Genomic DNA, 15,590 nt, shown 5'->3' with positions numbered 1-15,590 from the left:
TTATACGCTCGGGCCTTCAACGACCATTCCGCCAATGCCGGCTCATCCTTGTACTGCCAGTCCAGCTGGGGAGGCAGCGTCAGGGGTTTGGGTGTAAACATCTGCAGTCTCCGTTGCAACCAGCTGCGTCTTTTCGGCTGGCAATCTCCATGGGCAATATCACGCCATCAGGCATAGATGGGGATATAGGCCTCTTCATAGGGCGTGGATTCGGGCAGTTGCTCGCGGATGATGGTAATCAGGTCGTCGAGCTGGGCTTTGCGGCAGTAGAGTAAGCGGTCCGTATCAATCATCCGCCCCTTTCCTTCGTCGGACATTGGATTGAAGTAGGTAAAATCCAAACCTATGATCGCGCGCCGCCGGAATACGATCATCCTGGTAAAATCAGTCCACGGATGAAAACCCTGGTGAAACTGCTCATGCATCCTTCGGAACTGACTGGACGTCCCCATCCGCAGGTACATCAGCCCCATCAAGCCCGGCCCGGCAATGGCGCCGATCAGCGCCGCCGGGTGCACCGTGGCCAACATCAGCATCGCCACGCCGGTAATGCCGCCCGCCCACTTCAGCAGCCGGGGCAGCCACTCGGGAAATTCCTTCCATTCGCAGAACTCCAGCCCGGAGGAAGTGAGCCGGTAGGCGAATTTGGTTGTCTGGTGGGTCATGCTGAAAGCCCCACTCATGACAACCATATAAAGCAAGCCACCAATAAGTAACTGATCCCCCAGATCCGATGCCATTGATGGAAGCAACCAATAAAGACAGGGTATTTGAACGATCAAGAAGAAGGCTGCAATTCCATTGGCAATATCTGTGTTATAGGGCCGAGCCTTCAGCGACCACTCGGCCAGAGCCGGCTCATCCTTGTGCTGCCAGTCCAGTTGTGGCGGCAAGGTCAGGGATTTGCGTGAGAACATCTGAAGTCTCCATAAAAGGTGCTGGCAGGGTAATCATTTGTGGCTTTACGACGGCGCGTGAGAGGAGCTCTCCTTCCACAGGGCTATTCGACAGCGGATCGCTGATCAGCTCGGCGGTTCGGGTTGCGTTCATCAGGTTGGCTCTGAACATGAAGCGCATGGGTTCACGTGCCTTGTCCAGTTCCGGGTAGCTCAGTTCAAGCTCAACATAGGAAGCACCGCTGACCGGTATCCAGGTGCGCCAGTGGTAATAACTGGCCTCAGCGGTGTAACCAAGGTCACCCGGTAGCTTGTCGTTGTTATCAACGGGGGGCATATGTGAAAGCGGGTCGTCCTCCAATGTCGGGCTCCAGTAGCCACCGCCCAGGCGGTCGTATGCCTGCTGTTCCAGCGCGATCACGCTTTTGCTCCATAGAAACCCGCCGGTCTTGCGCACAAATACGGCCCTGATCTCGCAACTCTGGCCTGCCAGCTGGGCAGGCAGGCTGATCTGCAGCCAGGCACCATCGAGCCCATTCCAATGGGGGTTATTGGTCGAGCGGACGCTGACGCCCGGGGTCAGACAGATCTGCGCCAGTTGCCACAGACTCTGCCCGTGGGCTTCATCGGTGTAATCCATCGGAATGGCGGCCCTTCCCCAGTAGCTCTGGTACAACCAGAGTCGCAAACCCTCACGGTGATAGAGGCTGACCAGTACGCTGGCGACCAGATAGATCAGACCTACAATGGCCAGCAAGCCGACCATCCAGCCACCCATGACCCAAGCGAAGTTAAAATACAAGCCTGAGAGACTGCCAAACATCTGGATAGAGCCCAGGAACCCCATCGCATAAAGTGAGCCTAACTGCAGGTTGAGGGCCACGGTCTGCTCCTGGCTGGTCGCCCGCTCCATCTGTCGGTCGATCTGCGCAATCTCGCTTGCTGCCGCAATGACATTCAGTGCCGCCATGCCAACGGTGCGGGCAATAAGGCGCTGGGCGAGTTTGGCGTGGGTAAATTGGCTTTCTTTCAACCAAACTCGTGCCCCTGCCTGGGCCAGTTCAAGTGTCTGGCCTCGGATCACCCCCACCATATTCCCAACTCGCGCCCACATCGGCATCACCATCAGCGCCATCAGCAGCGAGCCGGCAGTAGCCAACGAGGTGAGCAACTGGTTCTTCTCCGCACCGGTGAGGTAGCCGTCGTAATGCACCGCATGGGTGGTCACCATCAAGTTCCACAGGCCCAGGCCGGCCAGTAGCGCGGGCAGCGTTCCGCCCAGATTGAGATCGACCCAGGCTTTGGTGCGAGCGGCATAGGCAGCGGGGCTGGTCGCCTTGAGGTGCAGCTGGGTTTGCACTTCGGACTGGCCAACCGTAAACAGCAACACCTCAAGCTGTTGAACGCTGAGCGTGGTGCTGCGGGACTGGCCTTTCAATACGCCATATACATGCCGGGGCCGGTTATTTTGGTGGTCCTGCATCGCCACATCCAGTGCTCGCAGATCCTTGCGCGCTGACTTCTTGTCGTACCAATTGCCTGATCTTCTCAGTGTTCCTTGCTGACCTCGCTGCTGCTTGGCTATTGCCTGTTGGTCCATGGTCCATTGCTGCTGCTCACGGGGGAAGTTTTCGTTAAGCTTCAAGGCGACCATGTCAGAAACCTCATGGCTTACCACGATCTGGGTGAGCGAAAAGCGCAGTACTCGCACCGCCGTCGCCTGGTTATTGGCCTGGGCCTGAAGTGCCGGCAAGAACAAGGTCGACAGTCGATTCCACACGTCACGGGCGGTCTCAAGCGTGGCCTGACGCAGCGCGTCCATGCTCAGGCGAGCGGTCTCCGACAGGGACTGATAGAGGCGGCTGTTTTGCACCGCTTCCAGGCTGAGTACATCCTGGGCATTCCCCACACCTTTGAGCATGCGCTGCCAGAAGTCACCCCCGGTATTGATCTGACCACTGATGTCAGGCTGTTGCCCCAGACCGTCGATTGTTCCGTTGGTGCTGTAGTTGTAGGCGATCTGTTCCAGGGCCTGGGCCAGTTCCTGGTTGAAATTGAACAATGCCAGACCTACAAGACTGTTTTCCTCGGCCACCTGGCGGTACAGCCATGACTGCCCCTGGAATTCGACCTGGGCCAGCCGCATGATGCTGTTGTTCAGCGCGGGCGAGTCCACTTCATCGCTGCTGCAGCCCCCCAGGCTTTGCGCGATTCCTTCGACCCATTCAAGCAGCTCGACGCTCTGTTGGGCGTTACAGGTATCGTGAAAAAGCGCTTCGGGTTCCGGCCGGAGACGTTCCAGCCAGCGTATCAGGTCGGTCTCGCAAGCCTGGACGTGACGACGCAGACGCAGCAACTCGTCAGCACGCTCATTCAGGAAGGTGCAGACTTCGTCATAGCGAACATCGTTACGCCAGGTGTTCTTGGCCTGCCAGTCCCTGGACATGTCGCCCCATGCCGGATGGTTGTGCGACACCTGCCACTTGTCGCGCATGATATCCACATCGATCTGGTGTGCGTGCAAGGCGCCGGCAACCGCACCTAACTCAGCATACGCGCCACCATGCGCATAGGCATAGCTGGTGAGAAAGCGGTGCGCATCGGCAGTGAATGCAAGCCGCTGCTGCAGGTCGTCCTTCACCGCCGTCGGCATGACTGCGTCCAGGTCGACGCCGCAGGCCTGATGCACAGCCAGAGCACTTTGAATGGTGTTGCGGTACTGGATGTCGAACTCGCCGATCTCTGCCAGACGACCGTTGAGCTGCATGTTCAGATCCTGAATGACCGCCAGAGGATCATCCAGCGCGATAAACAAGGCCGTATCCTGATCCGGTACCGCGCCCAACACCTGAGCATCGCTGATGCCGGGTTTGACTTGCATGGCCGGGTGTTCGCTGTTCGGCTCCCCCGTGGTGGGCACGAAGGTCGTCTCGAAACCGGGGACCGCTCCGGCGCTGCTGATATCGGCTACACAGTCGCCCAGAGTGCGCAACGGGGCGCCATGGGCAATCTGCAGGCCGTTGCAGTAGCTGCCCAGATCCAGGTCGCGCATCCACTGCGTCTGCTGCTGAACATTGCTGCGCATTCGTTCGCAGATGCGCCATGTCCATTGCATCGGCGAGTAAGCCAGGCGCAGACGACTGCTGCGCGGGTAAAGCAGATAGGGTCGGGGCTCGCCGGCATTGTCGCGCGCGTCCTGCCCCAGCTCCCGCTCTGTCCAGACCATCCGGGTGAACAGATGGCCCTGTACGCGGTACTCATGAAAGGTGCGCGCCACTTCGTCCCAGACATACAACCAGCCATCACGCAGCTGACGCAGTGTATAGCTGCGCGACTCCAGAGGCGGCAGATGCCCGGCGTCGAAACCTGTCGGCAGAGGATTCGGCCCCTGTGACGAGCCCTTGGCAGGCGACTCATCCAGTGCATAGCGTACCGGGAAGATCGCCACTTCCTGTGCACGCAGCGGGCACTGTGCATTGGCACTGGCAGGCTTGTCCTCGAACTGCTGATTGCGTTGGGCCTGCGCGAGGGATAGCGGATGTGCGACCGTCATGAAAGTCCCTTCTGCTGACAGTTGAGAAAATCGGCTTCGAAAGCCTGAATGCGTGCATCCGGAGGGACGCGCTTCATATGAGAGTTATCAGTCAGCCAGACGGCATACCGGCCCTCCTCGGCACTGCACACCTCATCGCCGAGCCGAGCATGCAGTTCCAACCAGATGGCGATACTACGTTCGGTCGTCAACCCCCAGGCCTGGGCGGCCTGATATTGTCGGACAATCCAGTCGCCCCAATGATTGCCATGCTTGTCCCTGAAGTCAGGTTGGGTCTGCTCAAACCAGCTATCAAGCCGGTCAGCAAAGCGTCGCTGGTAGGCCTGTTCCAACGCATGGATCTGTGGTTCCTCCAGGTGGTCGAGCTTGGCGCGTAAAAGTGAGCTCATGTGCACGGGCGAATGAAACCTGAGCCACTTCGTTTGTTCCAGAACCTCCCATCGAGGTCTGTGGGCCGCCATTCGCCATTCATCTATCGGTCCCAGTATGGTAGACAGTGCCCCTGGGCTATAGCTGGCTAACCAGAATTGAGCTACCAGCGGATCGGCAAAACGCAGCAGACTGTCACTCGCCAGCGTATCGCTGACCTGTACGAATTGCCGCAGGTGGTCGGCCACCACCAATATTGGCGCCTTGCTACGCAGTACCGACGCGCAGGCCTGCAATGACAGGTCGTCCTCCAAATTCATCAGCAGCCCACTGCTCGAGAGTGGCTGCACCAGCACAGGTCCAATATCGGCCAGCTCCCGCCAGGGAGTGCATGCGTACAGGGGCTCAACCTCCAGCGGTTCATCCTGTAGATACAGCCAGGGCAGGAGCTGCTCACGTAGTACACCGTCAAACAGTAGATAGGACTGGGTAGCTGTACTCATTGCCCAGTTCCTTCCGCCTGCGCCGGCTGTTCGGATTGCTGGCAGATGTCGCAGCGCGGCGCCACACGCATCAATGCCTGACGCTGCGCCTGCACCAACAGGTTGCCGCCTTCTGCCACCTTGGGCGCCACCGTTTCCCCCGGCATCAGTGGCTTGGCTCCTGAGCCTTTGCCCGGGCTTCCACCTGAATTCATCTTCACGCTCGGCCCCACCAACGTGACTCCACTCGGATCGATCTTCAAGAAGCTGCCACCGACCTTGAAGGTAATTTCGCTGCCGGCATCGAGGACGACCTTGAGGCCGCTGGAAAGGTGGATTTCTTGGCCGGCTTCGATGAACTGGCCTTGGCCAAGCTTCACATGCTGATTGCCCACCACCGTCAGGTGATCGTCGGCCTTGATCTCGGTCTTGCGATCAGCGTGGGTAGTGTGGTGCTCCTCAGCCAGGAGTTCGGTGTAACTGTTGGCTTCGACGCGGTCGTGGCGTTCGTGGCCGACGCGGATGTGCTGGTCGTGCTGGATGTTCTGGTCCCAGTCGCGCTGGGCGTGGATGAAGATCTGTTCTTCACCGGCCTTGTCTTCGATGCGCAGTTCGTTGAAGCCCTCGCCGCCGGGGCTGCTGAGGGTCTTGAAGACGCTTCTTGTCTTGTGTTCTGGCAGGGGGTACGGGACTTGATGCGTCTTGTGGTAGAGGCAGCCGGTGACGAGCAGCCCTTCGATATCCAGGTCCGGCCGTTCGCTCACCAGGTCCAGTTCGAAGCAGTAGGGCTGGCTGATGGCTTCGGTACCCTGGAAGGCCAGCACCTTGAAGTCGTGGTCCAGGTGGGGCATGGCGAGGGTGAAATGGGCGGTATTGGCCGGGGCGAACATCCTGTTTCCCTTTGTCTGACGAAACAAAGTGGCCGTTATAGCAGAGGCTGGCTCAAGAATCGCTTCGGGGAATCAGGATTGTGCGGCAGTTGGCAAACGCAGGGGGGCTGAAGCCGGAACGGGGCGTTCCGGCTTCAGCATCGGCGGCTATCGACGGGCCGGGCGCAGGGTCAGTTGGTCAGGCAGGGCGTGGATACCCAGCCAATCAAACAGTTGGGTTCGATAGTTGCCCTGGGCAAACAATTGGGCCTGGTCGTCATAATGGGGGTCGAAAGGATTGCCGGATTGCCCCAGCGGGTTGATGCCCAGGGCTGATTCCAGGTTGCCAAGGTCGATCAGGCGGCGGGTCGAGGGGCCTGCTTCCACTTCGTAGCGCTCGCCGCCACGTTTGAAGGCCATGTTGTTCATGCTGCCATCGGTTCCGCTGACCGTTACACGGGCGCTGTTAAGCCGTCCGGCAAAGGGGATCTTGTCTGCCAGGGGATGCTTGTGCCGCAGGCTGGCGACGCTGCCCCAGGTCCATTTCTCCGGGGTCATGCCCAATTGTTCGCTCAGCCCCTCGATGGTCCTGATCCAGGCCTGTTCGATGGCCGACTGTCGGCCATCCATGATGGGTTGCTGGCGATTGTCCCACCAGGGCGAAGCGGGTTTCCAGAATAGGCTGGCGAGTGTTTTCCGGGCCATGAAGGTATCCCGGAAGTGCTCGTAATGCTCACCCAGTTCATCGGCGAACAGTGCTGCCATGAGATTGTCTTCCCACCGCTGATACAGCAGGGCGCCGACGCTTTCAGGGGTGAAGCGACCATCCCAATCAGCCAGTATCTGGCGGGCCCGTTCGGCGACGGGGCGTAGGTCCTGGTCGAGCAGTGTGCTTTCGAGCAGGGGCAGGGCGTCCTGCGCCATGGCGACTGCATGGGGGCGATGGCTGTCCAGCTGCATGGCTTTGAATACGGAAAAGTCGAGATTGTCCCGGCTTTCCAGCAATTCGCCCAGGCGCTCGGCGCGTTCCGCAGGCGCGTAATAGCCGGGCACGACGCGCCGCAGGCTGGGCTCGGGGAAGGGGTTGTTGGCGCTGTAGATGATGCCGGAAGGCGGGTTGACTACCCGCGGATTAGCGCTGAAGGGCTGGTAACCAAGAAAGTCGTCCCGGCGATTGCTGCCGTCCAGCAGGCTGAAGCTGTTGTTGCTGTTGGGCCAGCGTTTCAGGCGGCCCGTGGCCCACATGGCGATGTTGTCGTTGACGTCGGCATAGATGACGTTGAGTCCCGGGGACCAGTGAAGCGCGGCGGCCGCTTCGAATTCGGCCAGGCTGGTGGCCCGGGCGTAGCGATAGAAGGACTCGGTGGAATCGCTGCCGGGGGTGAGGAAGGTCCAGAACAGACTCACCGGCTGGGGCGCCGGACTGCCGTCCTCTGCCGGGGTCGTCAGATGATCATTGATGATAGGACCATGGCGCGAGCTGCGCAGGCGCACCAGCCGATCCTCCTGGCCGCGGACCTTGATGACTTCCTCATGCACCGTCAGGTTCTGCCAGCGCTCACCGACGCGCACCTGGTTGGGGTTGTCGGGATTGACCCGTTCCCGGTAGAAGTCGATCTCGTCGTTCATCAACATGGTCAGGCCCCAGGCGTGATGGCGCGTCTGGCCCAGCAAAGGGAAGGGCAGACCGGCCAGGAAGTGGCCATAGACCTCATGTTCAGGGGTGCGGATATGGGCTTCATACCATACCGCCGGGACGGCAAAGCCGATGTGCGGGTCGTTGGCCAGCAGCGGACGGCCGCTGGCGCTGAGGGCGCCCTTGACCACCCAGGCGTTACTGCCCTGAAACTGCCCTGCGGGCAGCCGTTCCTGCACCTGGGCCAACTGATCCAGGACCGGTTTCAGCAGGTCGACACTCATCGGGTTGCTTGCGGGGCGCGGCGGCAGTCCTTCCGGTGCGCCGGGCACCAGATCCTGCACATGGCGCTCACCGAGCGTGCCGCGGACATGATCCACCAGCGCATCGGTACGGAAGGCCTCGGCGAAGGAGTACGCCATGTAGCCCATCACATGGGCAATATCTTCGGTCGAGAAGTAATCCGGCTTGGTCAACAGGGCGCGGTATTCCACGGGAATGCGGCCCTGGTCGATATATTGGTTGATGCCGTCCTGATAGGCTTTGATCAGCCGGACATGGGGACGATCTGTTTGCTGCTCCAGCTGTGCAGCGTACTGGCGGGCGTGTCGGCTGATGCCAAGGGTACGGAAGAACTTGTCAGTGGCGTAGCTCTCCTGGCCGAACAGCTCGGCAAGACGCCCGCCGCCGATCCGCCGCAGGATGTCCATCTGGAACAGGCGGTCCTGGGCGTGCAGGTAGCCGAGGGCGCGATAGGCATCTTCCTCATGCTGGGCATCGATGTGGGGCACCCCCCAGGCATCGAAGTACACCGAGACCTCTTCCTGCAATCCCTTCAAGCGTAACGAACCGCTGCGCTGGGCTTCGGCGCTGTGCAGAATCCAATGGCCGAGGGTCGTCAGCGCAACGGCGACGATGAGCACGGCGGCAATGATTTTCAAACAGAAACGGGTGCGAGGCTGGATCACGGCTGGCCTTGTAACAGAGAATGGTTCCTGAGCGGGGCATCATGCTGAGACAGCGACCCGGCGTCAATCGGGATTCAATACGGAGATGAGGAAATATGACCCAGAGCGTAGCACTGGTGCTGGGAAGCGGGGGCGCCAGAGGGTACGCCCACATAGGCGTGATCGAAGAGATCGAGCGACGCGGCTATTCGATCGAATGCATTGCCGGCTGCTCGATGGGCGCGGTGATCGGTGGGGTGTATGCCGCCGGCGGCCTGCAGGCCTACCGCGAGTGGGTGTCCGGGTTGGCCTATCTGGATGTGCTGCGGTTGCTGGACTTCGGGTTTGGCAGTCTGGGCGCCATCCGCGGAGAGCGAATCTTTGCGCGGTTGCACGAGATTGTCGGTGATATCAGGATCGAGGAGTTGCGCATCCCCTTCACGGCGGTGGCCACGGATCTGACCAACCAGCAGGAAGTGTGGTTCCAGCAGGGCAGCCTGCAGCAGGCGATGCGTGCCTCGGCGGCCATCCCCAGTCTGTTCTCCCCGGTACGCCAGGGCAGCCGCGTGCTGGTCGACGGCGGCCTGTTGAATCCGTTGCCGATCATCCCGGTCGTCTCGGCCCATTGCGACCTGATCATGGCAGTCAATCTCAACGCCAACCATGCCAACGGCTACGTCTTGCCGGTCATCGAACGGCCTGCGCCGATCCGCCAGCAGCTGGAGCAGTGGATGGACTCTTTGAGCCTGCGCAACCTGCTGCATTGGCACAGCGCTGAAGAGGATGACCCGCAGGGCAAGCTCGACTATGTCAGTGAAGAGGTTACCCCCGCTGAAGCGGCTGCGAGCCGCAGCGAGGATGAGACCAAGCCGGTGCAGGCGGACATTCCCATCGGTCCGGCCAGCATGCTGGAACTGGTCAACCTGTCCTTCGAAACCATGCAGGCGTCCTTGACCAAGTACAAGATCGCTGGCTACCCGCCCGATGTGGTGTTCGACATACCCAAGCGGTTGTGCAAGTTCTTCGAGTTCCAGCGCGCCCCGGAACTGATCGAGTTGGGCCGTATCATTGCCAGCGATACGCTTGATCGGTTCGAGCAGGGCAAGCCGCAGGTTTGACAGCAGGCTGGATGTCGGCCTGTTAGAATGCGCGCTGAGTTTTCAGCGGAGGCAGTCATGACCGATACAGTGCGCTTGACCGAGTACAGCCATGGGGCTGGCTGCGGTTGCAAGATTTCCCCCCAGGTGCTGGATGAAATCCTCGCCAGCCACCAGCCGGCGCCGGATTATCCCCAGCTCTGGGTGGGCAACAGCAGCCGTGATGACGCCGCGGTCTTCGGTCTGGATGATGAGCGGGGCATTGTCAGTACCACCGACTTCTTCATGCCCATCGTCGATGATGCCTACGATTTCGGGCGCATCGCCGCCACCAATGCCATCAGTGATATCTATGCCATGGGCGGCACGCCGCTGATGGCCATTGCTATCCTCGGTTGGCCGGTCAATGTGCTGCCTGCCTCCGTCGCCGCCCAGGTCATGGCCGGCGCGCGAGCGGTCTGCGCCGACGCCGGCATGCCTTTGGCGGGCGGGCATTCCATCGACGCACCGGAGCCGATCTTCGGCCTGGCGGTGACCGGGCAGGTTACCCGCCAGCAACTCAAGCGCAATGATACGGCCCGGGCCGGTGCGCGCCTGTATCTGACCAAGCCATTGGGCATCGGCATCCTCACCACCGCCGAGAAACAGAAGAAGCTGCGCGAGCAGGACATCGGCGTGGCGCGGGACCTGATGTGCCAGCTCAACCGCATCGGCGCCCGCTTTGCACAGCTCGACGGGGTACAGGCCATGACGGATGTCACCGGCTTCGGCCTGTTGGGGCACCTGGCGGAAATGGCCGAGGGCTCCGGTGTGCTGGCGCGGGTTACCGAGTCCGCCGTGCCGCGGATCGAGGGCGTGGAGCATTATCTGGCCGCTGGCTGTATCCCTGGCGGCACCGGCCGCAACTTCGCCAGCTATGGGCACAAGCTGGCCGACATGCCGGAGCAGTGGCGCCAATTGCTCTGTGACCCGCAGACCAGCGGTGGGCTGCTGGTGGCAGTTGATCCGCAAGCCGAAGCTGGATTCCTGGCTGTGGCCCAGGAGGAGGGCCTGGCCCTGCAGCCCATCGGTGAGCTGTTGGAGCATCAAGGTGGTCACTGGGTCGAGGTTGTCTGATGCGGGATAACAGCGACGACTACCGCAGCCTGTTCCTGGCCAAGGTGCCGATGATGGACGTGCGCGCGCCGGTTGAGTTTGGCAAGGGCGCCTTCCCCGGTGTGATCAATCGCCCGTTGATGAATGATGAAGAGCGGCGGTTGGTGGGCACCTGCTACAAGGAGCGGGGGCAGGAAGCGGCCATTGCGCTGGGCCACAAGCTGGTCAATGGCGAGCTGAAGGCGGCGCGCATTGCGGCCTGGCAAGCCTTCGCTGAGGCGCATCCCGACGGCTATCTGTATTGCTTCCGCGGTGGCTTGCGCTCACAGCTGGTGCAGCAATGGCTGGCCGAGGCCGGGGTTGAATATCCGCGGGTAATCGGCGGCTACAAGGCCATGCGGCGGTTTCTTATCGACACCCTTGATGAGGCCGTGCGCGATTGTCCGCTGCACCTGGTGGCCGGCCTGACCGGCACGGGCAAGACCGAAATCATCACGGCACTCGACAACAGCCTTGATCTCGAGGGGCACGCCCATCACCGCGGCTCGAGTTTCGGCCGCCACGCCACGCCGCAGCCGACGCAAATCGATTTCGAGAACCGTCTGGCGATCGAGGTGCTGCAGGTTCGGGCGCAGGGTGCAGGCAGCCTGGTCCTGGAAGACGAGGGTCGCATGGTCGGCAGCTGTTCGGTGCCCCTGGAGCTGTACCGCACCATGCAGACGGCGCCGCTGGTGTGGTTGGAAGACAGTCTCGACAACCGGGTGACGCGCATCCTTGGCGACTATGTCATCGATATGCATGCCGAGTTTGTGACGCAGCACCCGCACGACGCCGAGCTGGCATTCGAGGCCTTTGCCGAGTACCTGCTGGGTAGTCTGCTCCGCATCCGCAAGCGCCTGGGCCCGGAGCATTTCCAGACGCTGGATGAACTGATGCGCCAGGCCCTCGAGGAGCAACGGCGCAGCGGTGATGTCCAGGCCCACCGGGGCTGGATCGAGGGGCTGCTGCGGGATTACTACGACCCGATGTACGCCTATCAGCGTGGGGCGAAGGAAGAGCGGATCGTGTTTGCCGGGGAGCGGGACGCGGTGATCGGGTATTTGCGAGAGGCTGCGCTGTCGTCCTAGCAGCCGCGCCTCGCGGCGCTGGGCGCTGGTCAGTCGTCCCGGCCTTCGAGCATCTCACGTCGTAACAGCACGTACACCGACCCGGTCCCGCCGTGGCGGGGCACGCAGGAGGTGAATCCCAGCACCTTGGGGTGTTGCCGCAGCCAGGTATTGACGTGGCTCTTGAGAATCGGGGTGCGGCCATCCTTGCGCTGCGCCTTGCCATGGGTGACACGCACACAGCGGATCTCCAGCTGGGTGGCCTCCGCCAGGAATTCCCACAACAGCTCCCGCGCTTTCTCAACGGTCATGCCGTGCAGGTCGATGCTGCCGTCGAAGGGAATCTGACCGGTCTTCAGCTTGCGCAGCTGGCTTTCCTGCACGCCATTGGCGGTCCAGGCGAGTTCTTCCTCGGGCGCTACATCAATCACGAAGTGGTCCGATAAACCGTCGACCCGAGTTCGTGCCTGCGGCTGGGTTGCCCGCTGGCGCAGCGCCTGCAGTTGCGCACGGTCGCTCCGCGGCTTGCCGGTGTCGGCGCGGTCGGTGGTGATGGGTTTTATCCCCCGGGTGGCCTGGCGGAACAGCTCCAGGTCATCCACGTCGTCGTTATCCTGGGTCATGGTGGCGGCTAGGTCGGCTCGATGAACAGGGCGGCAGTTTACCAGATCAGCCAGTGCCGATCAGCGCAGGACCACCCACAGCAGCATCAATGCCTGGAAAATGGAGAACACAATCAGGCAGCCGATGGCGAAGCGATGGCCGATATCGTTGCGCTTGTACTCGTCCAGGGTGGCCTGCAGGGAGGTCAACTGGCCCTGCTGCTGGCGGTTAAGGGTCTCCTGTTCGCGCAATTGCCGCAGGGTATCGGCAATGTGCAGTTGCTGGACCCGCTCCACATTCCAGCTGGCCACCAGGTCCTTGACCCGGTTGGCCTGCGCCTTGCCTTCGGTGCGCGCATCATTGGTCCAGGTCAGGTGAAAGCCCGCCCGTTTGAACAGACGCTCGCGGATCTGCCGGGATTCTTCGGTGGGTACCTCGCTGGCTTGGAGCACGATGGGCGTCACGGCGTAATCAGCACAGTGGCGTTGGCACCAGTCGATCAGTTGCGCCAGCATGAAGCCGGCCAACCCGCGCTGGGGCGGGAATATACGCAGCCCAGTCAACGGACCGAAGCGCACCCGCTGGTGGCGATGGTCGATCAGTACCTCGATGAAATTGGTATCCGGCGGCACGGTTTCATCTTCGATCCGCAACTGCAGGCGCAGCAATTCCAGCTGGGCTACACGTTCGCGCGTGACGGCGATCTGGGCCAGGCGCTCGCCATGCAACATGAGCCGGCCCTTGAATACCGGCTTGAGCTGGATCCAGTAGAATTCCGACGGCCGCGCGTGGGCGAAGGGATCGCGCACAGGTGGCGTATCGGGCGCCGCTGAATGGGTCTGGTCATCGTTCATGGATGGGATTCCTGCCTGCATACCCCGTTATCGGCGGCGCGCTATGGTTCTTGAATGGGATTCGCCGGGCTGTCACCCGCTTACCGCCTGCCAGATCAAGCGCAGGGCGAGCAGGGTCAGCAGGGCGTTGAAAATCAGCGTGAAGCGCCTGTCCGTAAGCCGTCGCAGCAGTTTCAGACCAACCCAGGTGCCCACCGCCCCGGCGGCAATCATCAGCAGGATCAGGCCCAGCCACTCGGCAAAGACAAATCCGGCGGCGCCATAGATGATCGCCTTGGGCGCGTGCTGCAGGCACATGGCGGTAGCGAAGGTGGCGACGGTGGAGAAGCGTTCGCCTTTCTGCTGCTGTTTGACAAAGGCGGCGACCAGCGGGCCGGTAGCGCCGACAAACAGGCTGACAAAGGTGGTAACGGCCGCCGCTACCAACGTACCCACCGGGCCAGTGGCCACCGCCGGGATCGGCGGGCCCCAGCACAGCAGCAGGATGAAGCCAGCAATACAGAGCTGCACCAACGCCAGCGGCAGGTCGACCAGGAACAGGCTGCCCAGCCAGGCACCCAGCAGCGCGCCGGGAGCGAACCAGAGGATCAAGCGCAGGTTGATATGGCGCAGAGTCATGCTCGCGCGGCTGAGGTTGGAGCCCAGCTGGACCATCCCGTGGACGGGAATGATCGCCGCCGGTGGCATGACAATCGCCATGATGGCCAGCAGCAATACACCGCCGCCGATGCCCAGCGAGGCGGTAACCGCCGAGGTGAGGGCAGACACTGCAACCAGCACTGCGCTGGTCAGCGGCGGCAGGGCAGCGGGCAGCAGGAGATCCAGCAGTGCTTGCATCATTGACTCGGCTCGTCGGGGGCGGGCGGTCAAGACTACCGCCGCCATCCCAGGCTGTCACCCATGCCGGCCGAACGTTATACTGCCTGCCTTTCACTGATCTGGAATGGATGGCACGCATGGCCGGAAACACCTTTGGTACCCTGTTCACCGTCACCACTGCAGGCGAAAGCCATGGCCCGGCACTGGTTGCCATCGTCGATGGCTGCCCGCCGGGGCTGGAGCTGACTGCCGCCGACCTGCAGGCGGACCTGGACCGGCGCAAGCCTGGCACCAGCCGCCATACCACCCAGCGTCAGGAGCCGGACGAGGTGGAGATCCTCTCCGGGGTGTTCGAGGGGCGCACCACCGGCTGCCCGATCGGTCTGCTGATCCGCAATACCGATCAGAAGTCCAAGGACTACTCGGCGATCAAGGACCTGTTCCGTCCGGCCCATGCGGACTACAGCTATCACCACAAGTACGGCACGCGCGACTACCGTGGCGGCGGGCGCTCTTCCGCCCGGGAGACTGCGATGCGGGTCGCGGCCGGCGCCATTGCGCGCAAGTATCTTGCCAGCCAGGGCATTACTGTGCGTGGCTATATGAGCCAGCTGGGTCCGATCGAGATTCCCTTCAAGAGCTGGGAGTCGGTCGGTCAGAACGCCTTCTTCAGCCCCGACTCGGACAAGGTGCCGGAGCTGGAAGCCTATATGGACCAGCTGCGCCGCGACCAGGATTCGGTGGGTGCCAAGATTACCGTGATCGCCGAAGGCGTACCGCCGGGTCTGGGCGAGCCGATCTTCGATCGCCTGGATGCAGAGCTGGCCTATGCGCTGATGAGCATCAACGCGGTCAAGGGTGTGGAGGTGGGCGCGGGTTTTGCTTCGGTCAGCCAGCGCGGCACCGAGCACCGCGATGAGCTCACGCCGGGCGGGTTCCTAAGCAACAACGCCGGCGGTGTGCTGGGCGGGATTTCCTCCGGCCAGCCGATCATCGCCCACCTGGCCCTCAAGCCGACCTCCAGTATCACCACGCCGGGCCGCTCCATTGATGTCAACGGCAACCCGGTCGACGTAATCACCAAGGGGCGCCATGACCCTTGTGTCGGGATTCGGGCAACGCCCATCGCTGAAGCCATGATGGCCCTGGTGCTGATGGATCATCTGCTGCGCCATCGCGCTCAGAACGGTGACGTGCGCGTCGATACGCCGGTGCTTGGCCAGCTCTGACTGCGCGATGAGGCAGGCTTTGCTGTGTAAGGCAG

General features: G+C 61.8%; 11 protein-coding genes and 1 pseudogene. 4 read left to right on the top strand and 8 right to left on the bottom strand.

Going from position 1 to position 15,590, the window contains the following annotated elements; genetic code table 11:
* Positions 1-167: 167 nt before the first annotated feature.
* The 5 genes and pseudogenes from VG99_RS10920 to VG99_RS10900 form a co-directional block, all read right to left on the bottom strand.
* Positions 168-917 (bottom strand): HPP family protein, encoded by a 750-nt coding sequence (locus tag VG99_RS10920; protein WP_044499917.1) that lies wholly within the window; start codon positions 915-917, stop codon positions 168-170.
* Positions 859-4,449, bottom strand: coding sequence for a T6SS effector BTH_I2691 family protein (locus tag VG99_RS10915; protein WP_044499915.1), 3,591 nt, complete (start codon positions 4,447-4,449; stop codon positions 859-861). Before VG99_RS10915 ends, VG99_RS10920 begins: the two co-directional genes overlap by 59 nt.
* Positions 4,446-5,321: a DUF4123 domain-containing protein gene (locus tag VG99_RS10910; RefSeq protein WP_044499914.1), complete on the bottom strand. Its 876-nt coding sequence runs from the start codon at positions 5,319-5,321 to the stop codon at positions 4,446-4,448. The genes VG99_RS10915 and VG99_RS10910 overlap by 4 nt, the downstream gene beginning before the upstream one ends.
* Positions 5,318-6,028, bottom strand: a pseudogene (locus VG99_RS10905) (bacteriophage T4 gp5 trimerisation domain-containing protein); the annotation flags it as partial. The pseudogene VG99_RS10905 and the gene VG99_RS10910, both read right to left, overlap by 4 nt.
* A gap of 309 nt (positions 6,029-6,337) precedes the next feature.
* Entirely contained in the window at positions 6,338-8,746 is a 2,409-nt protein-coding gene (locus VG99_RS10900) for a penicillin acylase family protein (protein WP_044501604.1), read from the bottom strand.
* Positions 8,747-8,868: 122 nt separating this feature from the next.
* On the opposite strand from VG99_RS10900, the gene VG99_RS10895 reads away from it, so the two are divergent.
* Genes VG99_RS10895 through mnmH form a run of 3 tightly spaced genes read left to right on the top strand, consistent with a single transcriptional unit; the run spans position 8,869 to position 12,071 of the window.
* Positions 8,869-9,870, top strand: a complete 1,002-nt coding sequence (locus VG99_RS10895) for a patatin-like phospholipase family protein (RefSeq protein WP_044499913.1) — start codon at positions 8,869-8,871, stop codon at positions 9,868-9,870.
* Between the two features lie 57 nt (positions 9,871-9,927).
* Positions 9,928-10,965: a selenide, water dikinase SelD gene (selD, locus tag VG99_RS10890; protein ID WP_044499912.1), complete on the top strand. Its 1,038-nt coding sequence runs from the start codon at positions 9,928-9,930 to the stop codon at positions 10,963-10,965.
* The gene (mnmH, locus tag VG99_RS10885; RefSeq protein ID WP_044499910.1) at positions 10,965-12,071 is read left to right on the top strand and encodes a tRNA 2-selenouridine(34) synthase MnmH; all 1,107 of its coding nucleotides are present in this window, start codon (positions 10,965-10,967) and stop codon (positions 12,069-12,071) included. The genes selD and mnmH overlap by 1 nt, the downstream gene beginning before the upstream one ends.
* 29 nt (positions 12,072-12,100) lie before the next feature.
* On the opposite strand, the gene VG99_RS10880 is transcribed toward mnmH, so the two are convergent.
* From VG99_RS10880 to VG99_RS10870, 3 genes are all read right to left on the bottom strand, one after another.
* A complete protein-coding gene (locus tag VG99_RS10880; RefSeq protein WP_044499909.1) occupies positions 12,101-12,673 on the bottom strand; it encodes a Smr/MutS family protein in 573 nt (190 codons plus the stop codon).
* Positions 12,674-12,733: 60 nt separating this feature from the next.
* Complete coding sequence (locus VG99_RS10875; protein WP_044499907.1) at positions 12,734-13,507, bottom strand: hypothetical protein; 774 nt, start codon at positions 13,505-13,507, stop codon at positions 12,734-12,736.
* Between the two features lie 72 nt (positions 13,508-13,579).
* On the bottom strand, positions 13,580-14,347 hold the full coding sequence (locus VG99_RS10870; protein ID WP_204216717.1) for a sulfite exporter TauE/SafE family protein: 768 nt from the start codon (positions 14,345-14,347) through the stop codon (positions 13,580-13,582).
* A 116-nt stretch (positions 14,348-14,463) separates the two neighbouring features.
* Between VG99_RS10870 and aroC the strand changes: the two genes are divergently transcribed.
* Positions 14,464-15,555, top strand: a complete 1,092-nt coding sequence (gene aroC, locus VG99_RS10865; RefSeq protein ID WP_044499905.1) for a chorismate synthase — start codon at positions 14,464-14,466, stop codon at positions 15,553-15,555.
* The last annotated feature ends 35 nt before the right edge of the window (positions 15,556-15,590 follow it).

Source organism: Pseudomonas saudimassiliensis (assembly GCF_000939975.1).
In the GTDB taxonomy this organism is placed as follows: domain Bacteria; phylum Pseudomonadota; class Gammaproteobacteria; order Pseudomonadales; family Pseudomonadaceae; genus Halopseudomonas; species Halopseudomonas saudimassiliensis.
Note: the sequence above shows the minus strand (reverse complement) of the source record. Positions and strands in the feature narration are given on the sequence as shown.